Consider the following 13,419-nt stretch of genomic DNA (forward strand, 5'->3'; position numbering starts at 1 on the left):
CCTCGACTTACAACGGCTTGACGGTGAACAGGCCGTCGTCGTGGCCTTCTTCGGAGCCACCGTAAACCTGTTCGGCAACGGTGCGGATCTTGCTGCCGCGGGCTTGCAGAATCTGGTCCATGGCACCGGCAAACCAGCCAGTGAACATGTAGTCGACCTTGCGCCCGACCTTGCCGTACACGTAGACGAACGCCGAGTGTTCGAGCTTGACGCTGGCAGTGCCTTTGTCGAGGTCGATGTCCTGGATCTTGAACAGGCCCCAGCCGCGCTGCGACAGGCGCTTCATGTAGTGCTCGAACACCGCAACCCCTTCCAGACCGTGGCATTCAGCTTCTTTTTCACACCAGTGCCAGGCGGATTTGTAGCCGGCCTTGTAGAGGATTTCGGCGTAGGCGTCGGCGCCCAGTACTTCCTCGATGCCCATGTGGTTGTTGACGAAGAAATGACGCGGCACATACAGCATTGGCAGGGCGTCGGAGGTCCAGACACCGGTTTCGCTGTCGACTTCGATTGGCAATTGCGGGGCGATCTTGGCCATGGAAACTTAACTCCAGAAAATTTTTGGTGTTGCCCCCGGCGCGGACGGCCGGGGGAAAGGATTCAGAGGTGCTGTGGCTTACTCGCCCCAGACGTCCTTGAGGACGTTGACCCAGTTCTCGCCCATGATCTTGCGGACCACGCGCTCGGAATGGCCTCGCTTGAGCAGGGTTTCGGTCAGGTTCGGGAACTCGCCGACGGTGCGGATGCCCAGCGGGTTGATGATCTTGCCGAAGCTGGTCAGGCGGCGGGCATAGCCCTTGTCATGGGTCAGGTATTCGAAGAAGTCCTGGCCATGGCCCTGGGTGAAGTCGGTGCCGATACCGATGGCGTCTTCGCCGACGATATTCATGGTGTATTCGATGGCTTCGGCGTAATCGTCGATGGTCGAATCGATGCCCTTGGCCAGGAATGGCGCAAACATGGTCACGCCGACGAAACCGCCGTGATCGGCGATGAATTTCAGTTCTTCATCGGATTTGTTGCGCGGGTGAATTTTCAGACCCGACGGCAGGCAATGGGAGTAGCAGACCGGTTTCTTGGATTCGAGGATGACTTCTTCGGAGGTTTTCGAACCTACGTGGGACAGGTCGCACATGACGCCGACACGGTTCATCTCGGCAACGATTTCACGACCGAAACCCGACAGGCCGCCATCACGCTCGTAGCAACCGGTACCGACCAGGTTTTGGGTGTTGTAGCACATCTGCACGATACCGACGCCCAGCTGCTTGAACACCTCGACGTAGCCGATCTGGTCTTCAAAGGCGTGAGCATTCTGGAAGCCGAACAGGATGCCGGTCTTGCCCTGCTCTTTGGCCTTGCGGATATCGGCGGTGGTGCGCACTGGAATCACCAGGTCGCTGTTTTCGCGGATCAGCTTCTGGCTGGCGGCGATGTTGTTGACGGTGGCCTGGAAGCCCTCCCACACCGACACGGTGCAGTTGGCCGCGGTCAGACCGCCCTTGCGCATGTCTTCGAACAGCTCACGGTTCCATTTGGCAATAATCAGACCGTCGATAACGATGCTGTCGGCGTGTAATTCGGCTGGGCTCATCAGGCTGTCCCCTATTAGCGATTCATGCGCCGAATCGTGTGCCGGCGCTTTGGGGCCAGCATATGCCTGAGGGAGGGGGCAGCCGGGTGCAAAAACGACAGGGGGTTTGCCGAAAGCGTCAATCCGCGACAAAGGGTCGTCGCAGGACGTCATGGGGCACCTGTTCAAGGGCCTGCGCATGGGCCAGAATTCGCGCCATTACTGGATGTTTCACTGAATAAGGGGCGGCGACGCAATGAAATCGATCTTCCTGGCTTTGGCACTGATAGCGACCGGTGTACACGCGGCTGAAGAGTCCGACGATAACCCCTGCGACAAAGTCGAAAACGAAGTCCAGACCCTGGAATGCTCGGTCTACAGCAGAACCACCGCCGAAGACCTGCTGAAAGAAAACTACAACAGCCTGACCGAGCGCATGCAAACGCTCTACGGCAAGAACCCGGCGCAACTGACCGACATCACCGCCAAGCTCAAGGCCTCTCAGCAGCAATGGCTGAAGACCCGGGATGCGGATTGCGCGGTTGAGGCGTTTCCGGCGACGACCGGTAGCAAGGCGTTCACGATTGCGCAGAATGATTGCGTGGCGCGGATGAGTGATGAGCGGTCGGAGTTTTTGGAGTCGATTGGGCAGGAGTGAACCTTATCGTCCGTCGGAAGCTGGTGCTGTCGCCAGCTTTCTAACCGCAAGAAATGACCTTTCCCGCAAGCAGTATTCATCTCGCCTACAACCGCCCTTAGCTCAATAAACGACCGCTTCAGTCGGGCAACATGCCGACACGGTTCGTTTGTTTGCGACCCGGAAAATATAAGTAAAGATTCGCAAATCTTATAAAAGACTTATATTCTCCATGAACAGCATCCACTGGACTCGAAAAGCCGTTAAGCAGCTTCTGAAATTGCATTCCGCCCATCAGATCCAGGTTCGTGATGCCATCACGGTGCTGGCTGACATGCCTGATGTGGGCAACGTCAAAGCACTGGTTGGTCATGATTACGCCTACCGGCTGCGAGTCGGCAATTATCGGATCATGTTCGACTGGGATGGCGCAATTAAAGTGATCAGTATTCAAGAGGTCAAAAAACGCGATGAGCGCACCTACTGACGTTCAAATTATTAATGACGCTGACGGAAACCCCGCCTTCGTGGTTATTCCATACGCGCAATACGTGGCGCAAAAAATAGAGCCCGATCTGATCCCTCATGAGGTGGTCAGCCGTATCGTCGACGGCGCAACGCCAATTCGCGCCTGGCGCGAACATCTGAACCTTACTCAGGATGAAGTGGCCAAACGCATGGGTATCTCCCAACCGGCCTTTGCCCAGCAGGAGACCGTCGCCAAGCCTCGCAAGGCGACCCGTGAGAAAATTGCCGCGGCTTTTGGCATCAACGCCGATCAGCTTGAGCTGTAAGCTGCACGCCATCAGCCAGTTAAGGAATGCAAATGAAAATCTGCGGCATCGAAATCAAAGGCAGCGAAGCGATCATCGCCGTGGCCTCCCTCGACGATCAAGTGCTGAGCCACGTCGCGCTGAGCACCAAGAAAATCGCCCTCGACGATGACGACGAAGCCGCGAACGTCAAAGTCTTTGCCGCTCAGGTGGCGTCGTTTGTGCGCGAGAACTCCATCGATCGGATCGCGATCAAGAAGCGCAGCAAGAAAGGCGAGTTCGCCGGTGGGCCGACCACGTTCAAGATCGAAGGCGTTTTCCAGTTGCTGGAAAATTGCGAGGTCACGCTGCTGTCGCCACAGACCATCAATGCGCAGAACAAGAAGTTCGACTTTGCGCTGCCGGGGACGCTAAACAAGTATCAGCATGAGGCTTACAAGGCCGCGTGTTCCGCCCTGATGAAGAAGTAAGACTGCAGCAAATCAGAACTGTGGGAGCGAGCTTGCTCGCGATAGCGGTGGATCAGCCGACATCAATGTTGAATGTACTGGCCTCATCGCGAGCAAGCTCGCTCCCACAGGGTTCTCTGCTGTTCATGCTTTCGCAGTACGCCGGTCTTCCCGCGGGCACCGGGCAAATTTTGCCCGATAGCTTCGGGTGAAATACGACGGCGATTCAAACCCACACGCGATACTCACTTCCAACACGCTCATGTCCGTCTGCCGCAACAGTTGTCGGGCCTTCTCCAGCCGCAAGCGCAGGTAGAAATTGCTCGGCGTGTCATTCAGGTGCAACCGAAACAATCGCTCCAGTTGCCGCCGGGTCACCTTGATCGATTCGGCCAATTCCAGCGTACTCAGCGGCGGTTCGCTGTGCTGCTCCATCTCCCCAATCACATGCACCAGTTTCTTGTTGCTGATGCCATAACGCGTGGCAACTTCCATGCGTTGGTGGTCTTTGCGCGGGCGGATGCGGCCGAGTACGAACTGCTCGCTGACCTGGATCGCCAGTTCCGGGCCGTGGGCCTGGCTGATGAGGTCGAGCATCAGGTCGATGGACGCAGTGCCACCGGCGGAGGTAATGCGTCGGCGGTCGATCTCGAACAGCTCCTGGGTGACGCTGAGCTGTGGATAGGACTCCTTGAACGCGTCAATGGCTTCCCAGTGCAGGGTCAGGCGATGGCCGTCGAGCAGGCCGGCTTCGGCGAGGACGAAACTGCCGGTGTCGATAGCGCCGAGGGTCACGCCTTCGTTGTCCAGGCGGCGCAGCCAGTGTTCCAGCGCGGGCGTGGCGAATTTCAGCGGTTCGAAGCCCGCGATCACCAATAAGGTCGCTCCTTTTTTCAGCGGCTCCAGCGCCGCATCGGCGTTGACCGACATGCCGTTGCTGGCCAGCACCGCCCCGCCGTCGGCGCTGAGCACATGCCAGCGGTAGAGCTCGCCACGAAAGCGATTGGCAACCCGCAGCGGCTCGATGGCCGAGATGAAACCGATGGCCGAGAAACCCGGCATCAACAAGAAGTAGAAATCCTGGGACATGGAGCGCACTCGACTGGCAGGTAACGAGAGGGCGGGAAGCGTGTGGACGTTGATACGCCACTTGCGAGAGGCATTCAAGAGCGCAGGTCGCTGCAGTGCAAGAGCTGGTCGCCGCAGTGCGCTTTAGCGGGCCTCAAGCTGCGTAACTTGGCATCACCGGCGCACGAAGACGCCCGGACCCACAATAACGACCTGCCGAGGAACCTGAGATGAAACGACTGATCAGCAGCTGTGTTCTTGCACTCAGCGGTACCGCTTTTTTGAGCGCCAGCGTCATGGCGGCCGAACCTGCTTCATGCCAGAACGTGCGCATGGGCGTCGTGAACTGGACCGACGTGATCGCGACCAGTGCCATGACCCAAGTCCTGCTCGATGGCCTCGGCTACAACACCAAACAAACCAGCGCTTCCCAGCAAATCATCTTTGCCGGGATCCGCGACCAGCGCCTGGACTTGTTCCTGGGCTACTGGAACCCGCTGATGACCCAGACCATCACCCCGTTCGTCGCGGCCAATCAGGTCAAGGTGCTTGAGGCACCAAGCCTGAAAGACGCCCGCGCCACCCTCGCGGTACCGACTTACCTCGCCGACAAGGGCCTGAAAACCTTCGCCGACATCGCCAAGTTTGAAAAGGAACTGGGCGGCAAGATTTACGGCATCGAGCCAGGCTCGGGCGCCAATACCCAGATCAAGGCGATGATCGCCAAGAACCAGTTTGGCCTCGGCAAGTTCCAGTTGGTCGAGTCCAGTGAGGCCGGCATGCTCGCGGCGGTAGATCGCGCCGTGCGACGCAAAGAGGCCGTGGTGTTCTTCGGCTGGGCGCCGCATCCGATGAACGTCAACGTGCAGATGACCTACCTCACTGGCAGCGAAGACGCTCTGGGCCCGAACGAAGGCATGGCCACCGTCTGGACCGTCACCGCGCCGAAATACGCCGAGCAATGCCCGAACATCGGCAAGTTGCTGAGCAACCTGACCTACACCGCCGAAGACGAGAGCCGGATGATGCAGCCTCTGCTGGATCACAAGGACGCTTTCGAGTCGGCCAAGCAATGGCTGAAAGATCACCCACAAGACAAGCAACGCTGGCTCGAAGGCGTGACCACCTTCGATGGCAAACCCGCTGCTGAAAACCTGCAACTGACCACCAAATAAACCCGATTGAACCACCGACTCGCAGCCCGACCGGGCTGCGAATCGACTAATCACGCCTGTAAGGAACCGCCTCATGAACCACGACGTCATCATCACCTGCGCACTCACCGGTGCTGGCGACACGACCAGCAAGAGCCCACACGTGCCGGTCACCCCGAAACAAATCGCCGCTGCCGCCGTGGAAGCCGCCAAGGCCGGCGCCACCGTAGTCCACTGCCACGTTCGTAACCCCGAAACCGGCAAATTCAGCCGTGATGTCGCGCTGTATCGCGAAGTGATGGAGCGCATCCGCGAGGCGGACGTCGACATCATCGTCAACCTCACCGCCGGCATGGGCGGCGACCTGGAAATCGGCGCTGGCGAGAACCCGATGGAGTTCGGCCCGAACACCGACCTGGTCGGCCCGCTGACCCGTCTGGCCCACGTTGAAGAACTGCTGCCGGAAATCTGCACCCTCGATTGCGGCACCCTGAACTTCGGCGACGGCGACACCATTTACGTATCCACCCCAGCCCAACTGCGCGCTGGCGCCAAACGCATTCAAGAGCTGGGCGTGAAGGCCGAGCTGGAAATTTTCGACACCGGCCACCTGTGGTTCGCCAAGCAGATGATCAAGGAAGGGTTGCTCGACGACCCGCTGTTCCAACTCTGCCTGGGCATCCCGTGGGGCGCGCCGGCCGACACTACCACCATGAAAGCCATGGTCGACAACCTGCCCGCCAATGCGGTCTGGGCCGGTTTCGGCATCGGTCGCATGCAAATGCCGATGGCTGCGCAAGCCGTGCTGCTGGGCGGCAACGTGCGGGTCGGTCTGGAAGACAACATCTGGCTGGACAAGGGCGTACTGGCGACCAACGGCCAACTGGTCGAACGCGCCTCGGAAATCCTCAGCCGTCTCGGCGCCCGTGTTCTGACACCGGCTGAAGGCCGGGCAAAAATGGGCCTGACCAAGCGCGGTTAATCACTAACAACTTTTCACCCTGTGGGAGCGAGCTTGCTCGCGATGACGCCAGTACATCCAGCGCATTTTCTGCGACAGGAATACCGCCATCGCGAGCAAGCTCGCTCCCACAGGGGTTCACTGAACCTCTTTAGGACGTCGCCATGAGCTTTATCACTGAAATCAAAACCTTCGCAGCCCTGGGCAGCGGTGTCATCGGCAGCGGTTGGGTGTCCCGCGCCCTCGCCCACGGCCTCGACGTGGTGGCCTGGGACCCGGCGCCCGGTGCCGAAGCCGCGTTGCGCAAACGCGTCGCCAATGCCTGGGGCGCGTTGGAGAAACAGGGCCTTGCGCCGGGTGCATCGCAGGATCGACTGCGCTTTGTCGCCACCATTGAAGAATGCGTTCGCGACGCGGATTTCATTCAGGAAAGCGCCCCTGAGCGTCTGGACCTGAAACTGGAACTGCACAGCAAAATCAGCGCGGCGGCCAAGCCCAATGCCTTGATCGGTTCCAGTACTTCCGGCCTGTTGCCGAGCGAGTTCTACGAGAGTTCGACACACCCGGAACGCTGCGTCGTCGGGCACCCGTTCAACCCGGTTTACCTGCTGCCGCTGGTGGAAGTGGTTGGCGGCAAAAACACCGCGCCGGAAGCTGTTCAAGCGGCAATGAAAGTCTACGAATCCTTGGGCATGCGTCCGCTGCATGTGCGCAAGGAAGTACCCGGTTTTATCGCCGACCGCTTGCTCGAAGCGCTGTGGCGTGAAGCGCTGCACCTGGTCAACGACGGTGTGGCGACCACCGGTGAAATCGACGATGCGATTCGCTTTGGCGCGGGTCTGCGCTGGTCGTTCATGGGCACGTTCTTGACGTACACCCTGGCGGGTGGCGATGCGGGCATGCGGCACTTCATGGCGCAATTCGGGCCGGCGTTGCAGTTGCCGTGGACGTATCTGCCGGCGCCGGAGCTGACGGACAAGTTGATTGATGATGTGGTGGATGGCACCAGTGATCAGTTGGGCACGCACAGCATTTCGGCGCTGGAGCGCTATCGTGATGATTGCTTGCTGGCGGTGCTGGAGGCGGTGAAAACCACCAAAGAGAAGCATGGGATGGCCTTCAGCGAATAATAAGCCAGCAGGACCGGCCCCATCGCGAGCAAGCTCGCTCCCACAGGTTTTGCACCGCCCTTGTGGGAGCGAGCTTGCTCGCGATGGCGGCCATCCAGTCACCACACCATTCGGATCCCTCATCATGCCCACCCTCACCACCTACCAAACCAAAATCATCCCCGACTGGGTCGACTACAACGGCCACCTGCGCGACGCCTTCTACCTGCTCATCTTCAGCTACGCCACCGACGCGCTGATGGATCGTCTGGGCATGGACAGCAACAACCGCGAAGCCAGCGGCAACTCGCTGTTCACCCTCGAACTGCACCTCAATTACCTGCACGAAGTGAAGCTCGACGCCGACGTCGAAGTGCACACCCAAATCATCGGTCACGACAGCAAACGCCTGCACCTCTATCACAGCCTGCATCTAGTGGGTGATGAGAAGGAATTGGCGGGCAACGAGCAAATGCTGCTGCACGTCGACCTCGCCGGGCCGCGCTCCGCACCGTTCAGCGAAGACACCTTGAGCAAGCTGCAAGCCATCGTCGCCGAGCAAACCGACTTTCCCGCCCCCAACTACATTGGCCGAGTGATCGCGTTACCCCCTAAAAAATAACAAGGAGATCGCCATTGAACACCGCCGCCGCTTTTGCCGACTTCCGCACCTACCCGTTGATCAGCGCGTTGACCGCCGTACACACCCTGGCGGACCGAATTCAAGTGAAGTGGGCCGATGACCGTGTCAGTCCGTTTCATCATCAGTGGTTGCGGGACAACTGTCCGTGCCCGCAGTGCGTCTACACCGTGACCCGCGAGCAAGTGCTGGAAATCGTCGACGTCGCGGAAAACCTGAAGCCCTCGGACGTCAGCATTGATGCCGAAGGCTGCCTGCGTGTCGATTGGCAGGACGGCCATCTCAGCCGCTTCGATCCTGGCTGGTTACGCGCCCACGCCTACGACGATGAGTCCCGCGCTGAACGTCGGGCCGCCAAGCCCAAAAGCCAGCTCTGGAACAGCAACCTGACGCTGCCGGTGTTCGAATACCAGTCGTTGATGAACGACAACGACGCCTTGCTGCAATGGCTGCTGGCCGTGCGCGATATCGGCCTGACCCAGGTGCGCGGTGTGCCCACTGAGCCGGGCTCGTTGAAACTGATCGCCCAGCGGATTTCCTTCATCCGCGAGAGCAATTTTGGCGTGTTGTTCAACGTGCAATCCAAGGCCGATGCCGACAGCAATGCCTACACCGCTTTCAACCTGCCACTGCACAGCGACCTGCCAACCCGGGAGTTACAACCGGGGCTGCAATTTCTGCATTGCCTGGTGAATGACGCCGAGGGTGGCGAGAGTATTTTCGTCGACGGCTTTGCCATTGCCGAAGCCTTGCGCGATGAAGATCCCGAGGCGTTCAAAAGCCTTTGCGAAATCCCTGTGGAGTTCCGCAACAAAGACCGCCACAGCGACTACCGCCGCCTCGCGCCGATCATCGCGCTGGATGCCTTGGGGCAGGTTTCGGAAATCCGCATGGCGAATTTTCTGCGTGGTCCGTTCGATACGTCGGTCGAGCAGATGCCCGCTCTCTATCACGCCTACCGCCGCTTTATTGCGATGACCCGGGAAACGCGATTCCGCGTGATGACGCGGCTGAATCCCGGCGAAATGTGGTGCTTCGACAACCGCCGAACCCTCCACGCCCGCAACGCCTTCGACCCCGCCACCGGCGCCCGGCACTTCCAGGGTTGCTATGTCGACCGCGATGAATTGTTGTCGCGGATATTGGTGCTGCAACGCTAGACCGCGTCATCGTTCATCGCGAGCAAGCTCGCTCCCACAGTTGACCGAGTTCTCTCAGAGGAATGCGGTTGAATGTGGGAGCGAGCTTGCTCGCGATGGCGCCAGTCCATACACCATATCTCCCTGATTCACAGGCAAAAAAAACCCCGATCAAGCCGTGACAGGATCGGGGCAGAGGTGGGTACTGTTGAGGAGCCGTTGCGCGAGGGTGACCAAACCTTCGTGAAGCCAGCTGACTCCAGTGTGCCCACTCTCCTCCTGCGCAAGTTAGCCGAAAACGACCTGTTCATAGGTATTGCGGCCATTGCGACAAATCGTCCTTGCCGCCACTCCGTACCCCTACGAGAATCGAGCCACGACACCGTTCCCTGAAGAAGGATTGCGTCATGATGTACGCCGATTTGATTGACCAGGAAGACCTGTTGGGCCAGCTCAAGGCGTTGGGATTTGCAGTGCCCCCTGGCGCAACAGCAGAGCAGGCCTGCGAATGCGCGGTACGGGGTTTGAACAACGAACGGGCAACGGAACTGCGCACGATGGTCAAGCAGATGTACACCAGCAGTGCGACCATCCTGCCGGCCGTGCGCCAGGCCATTGATAGGCAATTGCTGCCCGCGTTGGCTGAATATCAACAGAGCCGTAGCGCCTGATAGACCCAATCGCGGGCAAGCCCGCTCCCACAGTTGACCGTTCATTCCCCTGAGAGAACTCGGTCAATGTGGGAGCGAGCTTGCTCGCGATGAAGCCAACCCTGTTTAGAGCCTTACGCTGGCAAACGTCGACTCATTGCGCGCCTGACTCAACGCCGACAAAGGCCCGGACAACGGTGACAACACCAGTGCTTGCGGCAGCGGCATCATCGCCACTTGTTGCGTGGTGTTGGAACCTACGCGTTCGTCACGCGGCGGAATGCCGAAGTATTCGCGGTAGCACTTGGAGAAGTGCGGCGTAGACACGAAGCCACACACCGATGCCACTTCGATGATCGACATCGGCGTTTGCTTGAGCAGCTGCCGGGCGCGAATCAAGCGCAGTTTCAGGTAGTAACGCGATGGCGAGCAGTGCAGGTATTTCTGGAACAGCCGCTCCAGCTGACGACGCGACACGGCGACGTACACCGCCAGTTCGTCGAGGTCGATCGGCTCTTCGAGATTGGCCTCCATCAGCGCAACGATTTCCTGCAACTTAGGCTGGTTGGTGCCGAGCATGTGCTTGAGCGGCACACGCTGGTGATCCTGTTCGTTGCGGATGCGTTCGTAGACAAACATCTCCGAAATCGCAGCGGACAGTTCACGACCGTGATCGCGGCTGATCAGGTGCAGCATCATGTCCAGCGGCGCGGTGCCACCGGAGCTGGTGAAACGGTTACGGTCGAGGGTGAACAGACGCGTACTCATGGCCACACGCGGGAAGGCTTCCTGCATCGAGGCCAGGCATTCCCAGTGCACGCTGCAATCAAAACCGTCCAGCAGGCCGGCGCACGCCAGGGCCCAGCTGCCGGTGCAGACCGCACCGAGACGGCGCGACTGACGCGCCTGGCTTTGCAGCCACGAAACGTGTTCACGGGTAACAGTGCGCTGGATGCCGATACCGCCGCAGACAATGATGGTGTCCATGGCAGGTGCTTTGTGCATGGAGCAGTCGGGGGTGATCTGCAGACCGTCACTGGCCCAGACCTGACCACCGTCGACTGTGATCGTGGTCCAGCGATACAGCTCACGACCGGACAATTGGTTGGCCATGCGCAGGGGTTCTACTGCGGAGGCCAGAGAAATAAGCGTGAAATTGTCCAGCAGCAAAAAGCCGATGGATTGAGGCGCACGGTTCTGGGGTTGGGCCCCGGAGTTGAACGTCGTCATCGCGGTATCTCCTCACACAAAGCGGGTGATGGCCTCAGGCGGAGGCTCTTGTTATTGCCATCGTTCTCGCGTGGGAGACGGGCTTTGTAATGACAGAGCAAATGCCATGCCTAAAGTTGAATGGCCGTTCAATAACTCCTGAAAACGACGTCGGAATGTGTCTAAATATGACTCGCAGAGAGTGTGGGATATAAGTGCCATTATCGGCGGGAGGCGCTCTGCCCCGAAGGGCGTGAGCAAATCGGTAGCACTTGTGGGAACAGGGCTACAGCGACCTGAGGGAGAGTGTCACCACAAGCACAGGTGACAGGCGGTAATGGCCAACTTGGATCCCGGATCTCGGGTAAGTCGCTTATCTGTAAGCGACGCGCCAAAACGTGGCGCGTTTTGATTCCGGTGTTCACTTAGTGCGCAGTTTTGACTGGTCTGGTGTGGCGAGGGAGCTTGCTCCCGCTTGAGTGCGCAGCACTCACAAATTCTTGGGGTCGCTTCGCAACCCAGCGGGAGCAAGCTCCCTCGCCACAGGTAACTTGGTCTCAGCACTCCACCGCGCTAACCGCCAACCCACCCCGCGATGTCTCTTTATATTTGTCATGCATGTCCGCACCGGTATCACGCATCGTGCGGATCACCCGGTCCAGCGAGATAAAGTGCTGACCGTCGCCACGCAGCGCCATCTGCGCCGCATTGATGGCTTTCACCGCGGCAATCGCATTGCGCTCGATACACGGCACTTGCACCAACCCGCCCACCGGGTCGCAGGTCAGGCCGAGGTTGTGTTCCAGACCGATTTCCGCCGCGTTACACAGCTGCTCCGGTGTCGCACCCAGAATCTCCGCCAGCCCGGCCGCCGCCATCGCGCAGGCCGAACCGACTTCGCCCTGGCAACCGACTTCGGCACCGGAAATCGAAGCGTTTTTCTTGCACAGAATCCCGACCGCTGCCGCACTGAGGAAATAGTCGACGACGTTGGCTTCAGTCACCACCTCGCTGAACTTCATAAAGTAGTGCAGCACCGCCGGAATGATCCCCGCCGCGCCATTGGTCGGTGCCGTGACCATGCGCCCGCCAGCGGCGTTTTCTTCGTTGACCGCCAGGGCGAACAGGTTGACCCACTCCATGGCGCTCAAGGTCGAGCCGATCACGTTGGGCTTGTTCAGTTCTTGCAGGCTGCGGTGCAGTTTGGCCGCGCGACGACGCACATTCAGGCCGCCGGGCAAGATGCCTTCGTGCTTGAGGCCTTGTTCGACGCAATCCTGCATGGCGCGCCAGAGTGTCATCAGGCCAGCGCGGATTTCCTCTTCGCTGCGCCAGACTTTCTCGTTGGCCATCATCAACTCTGCAACGCGCAAGTTGTGCTGCTTGCAGAGGCTGAGCAGTTCGACGGCGCTGGAGAAATCGTACGGCAACACGGTGCGGTCCAGATCGACAACGCCGCTTGAAGCCTGTGCTTCATCAACGACAAAACCGCCGCCGATGGAATAGTAGGTGTCGCGATGCAGCTCGCCGTCATCGCCTTCGACGATCAGCGTCATGGCGTTGGGGTGGAACGGCAGGTTCTCGTCGATCAGGCGCATGTCCCGGGCCCAGATGAACGGGACCGACAAACGACCGTCGAGCAACAGCGAGTGGGTTTCGCGCAGGGTTTCGATGCGAATGCCGATTTGCGACGGATCGATCGCGTCCGGCCACTCGCCCATCAGCCCCATGATCACCGCGTTGTCGCTGCCGTGACCGATGCCGGTGGCCGACAACGAACCATAAAGCTGAACTTCGACGCGCCGTACTTGTTCCAAAAGACCCTGCTCACGCAAACCTTGCACGAACAACGCCGCGGCGCGCATAGGCCCCACGGTGTGCGAACTGGAAGGGCCGATGCCGATTTTGAACAGGTCGAAAACACTGATAGCCATTACTGCCGAACTCCTGGATGTGCCAACTCCAGGCGCAAAAGCGCCCAGTGACGGAGCTGCTACGCTCAAGCTGCAATCCGCCGAGATGGCCGCATCATCAGGCTTTTGTCATGTCGTTCGACG

Annotated in this window: 15 protein-coding genes; 10 read left to right on the forward strand and 5 right to left on the reverse strand. The window is 59.4% G+C overall.

Translation table 11 applies throughout. The annotated features are described in order from the left end of the window. Window positions 1–7: 7 nt before the first annotated feature. Window positions 8–538 carry a DUF5943 domain-containing protein gene (locus ACA079_RS29980; RefSeq protein ID WP_008033249.1) on the reverse strand — a complete coding sequence of 177 codons (531 nt, stop codon included), beginning with the start codon at window positions 536–538 and terminating at the stop codon, window positions 8–10. A gap of 78 nt (window positions 539–616) precedes the next feature. Beyond that, the gene (locus tag ACA079_RS29985) at window positions 617–1,594 is read right to left on the reverse strand and encodes a dipeptidase (RefSeq protein ID WP_008033250.1); all 978 of its coding nucleotides are present in this window, start codon (window positions 1,592–1,594) and stop codon (window positions 617–619) included. Between the two features lie 235 nt (window positions 1,595–1,829). Here ACA079_RS29985 and ACA079_RS29990 point away from each other — a divergent pair, with 235 nt between their 5' ends. The 4 genes from ACA079_RS29990 to ACA079_RS30005 all read left to right on the forward strand — a co-directional run bounded on the left by ACA079_RS29990 (window position 1,830) and on the right by ACA079_RS30005 (window position 3,453). Next, window positions 1,830–2,231, forward strand: a complete 402-nt coding sequence (locus ACA079_RS29990) for a lysozyme inhibitor LprI family protein (protein ID WP_497701880.1) — start codon at window positions 1,830–1,832, stop codon at window positions 2,229–2,231. Window positions 2,232–2,442: 211 nt separating this feature from the next. After that, window positions 2,443–2,697: a type II toxin-antitoxin system RelE family toxin gene (locus ACA079_RS29995; RefSeq protein WP_218538403.1), complete on the forward strand. Its 255-nt coding sequence runs from the start codon at window positions 2,443–2,445 to the stop codon at window positions 2,695–2,697. Continuing rightward, a complete protein-coding gene (locus ACA079_RS30000; RefSeq protein WP_497701881.1) occupies window positions 2,681–3,004 on the forward strand; it encodes a helix-turn-helix domain-containing protein in 324 nt (107 codons plus the stop codon). The genes ACA079_RS29995 and ACA079_RS30000 overlap by 17 nt, the downstream gene beginning before the upstream one ends. A gap of 32 nt (window positions 3,005–3,036) precedes the next feature. Further along, entirely contained in the window at window positions 3,037–3,453 is a 417-nt protein-coding gene (locus ACA079_RS30005) for a DUF3010 family protein (protein ID WP_497701882.1), read from the forward strand. A gap of 123 nt (window positions 3,454–3,576) precedes the next feature. Here ACA079_RS30005 and ACA079_RS30010 read toward each other — a convergent pair whose 3' ends face one another. Next, a complete protein-coding gene (locus ACA079_RS30010) occupies window positions 3,577–4,521 on the reverse strand; it encodes a GlxA family transcriptional regulator (RefSeq protein ID WP_497701883.1) in 945 nt (314 codons plus the stop codon). Window positions 4,522–4,730: 209 nt separating this feature from the next. On the opposite strand from ACA079_RS30010, the gene choX reads away from it, so the two are divergent. The 6 genes from choX (at window position 4,731) to ACA079_RS30040 (ending at window position 10,174) form a co-directional block, all read left to right on the forward strand. Next, window positions 4,731–5,675, forward strand: a complete 945-nt coding sequence (gene choX, locus ACA079_RS30015) for a choline ABC transporter substrate-binding protein (protein WP_497701884.1) — start codon at window positions 4,731–4,733, stop codon at window positions 5,673–5,675. A gap of 73 nt (window positions 5,676–5,748) precedes the next feature. Next, on the forward strand, window positions 5,749–6,636 hold the full coding sequence (cdhC, locus tag ACA079_RS30020; protein ID WP_140674841.1) for a 3-dehydrocarnitine:acetyl-CoA trimethylamine transferase CdhC: 888 nt from the start codon (window positions 5,749–5,751) through the stop codon (window positions 6,634–6,636). Window positions 6,637–6,779: 143 nt separating this feature from the next. After that, window positions 6,780–7,745, forward strand: coding sequence for an L-carnitine dehydrogenase (locus tag ACA079_RS30025; protein WP_019580670.1), 966 nt, complete (start codon window positions 6,780–6,782; stop codon window positions 7,743–7,745). A gap of 124 nt (window positions 7,746–7,869) precedes the next feature. Beyond that, a complete protein-coding gene (locus ACA079_RS30030; protein ID WP_497701885.1) occupies window positions 7,870–8,346 on the forward strand; it encodes a thioesterase family protein in 477 nt (158 codons plus the stop codon). A 14-nt stretch (window positions 8,347–8,360) separates the two neighbouring features. Beyond that, the gene (locus ACA079_RS30035; RefSeq protein WP_497701886.1) at window positions 8,361–9,524 is read left to right on the forward strand and encodes a gamma-butyrobetaine dioxygenase; all 1,164 of its coding nucleotides are present in this window, start codon (window positions 8,361–8,363) and stop codon (window positions 9,522–9,524) included. Window positions 9,525–9,910: 386 nt separating this feature from the next. Continuing rightward, entirely contained in the window at window positions 9,911–10,174 is a 264-nt protein-coding gene (locus ACA079_RS30040) for a hypothetical protein (protein ID WP_149416450.1), read from the forward strand. A 105-nt stretch (window positions 10,175–10,279) separates the two neighbouring features. Here ACA079_RS30040 and gbdR read toward each other — a convergent pair whose 3' ends face one another. Next, a complete protein-coding gene (gene gbdR, locus ACA079_RS30045) occupies window positions 10,280–11,383 on the reverse strand; it encodes a choline metabolism transcriptional regulator GbdR (protein WP_415758812.1) in 1,104 nt (367 codons plus the stop codon). Window positions 11,384–11,919: 536 nt separating this feature from the next. Then, window positions 11,920–13,296, reverse strand: coding sequence for an L-serine ammonia-lyase (locus ACA079_RS30050; protein WP_497701887.1), 1,377 nt, complete (start codon window positions 13,294–13,296; stop codon window positions 11,920–11,922). Window positions 13,297–13,419 lie beyond the last annotated feature (123 nt).

This window comes from Pseudomonas sp. LBUM1645 (assembly GCF_059716185.1).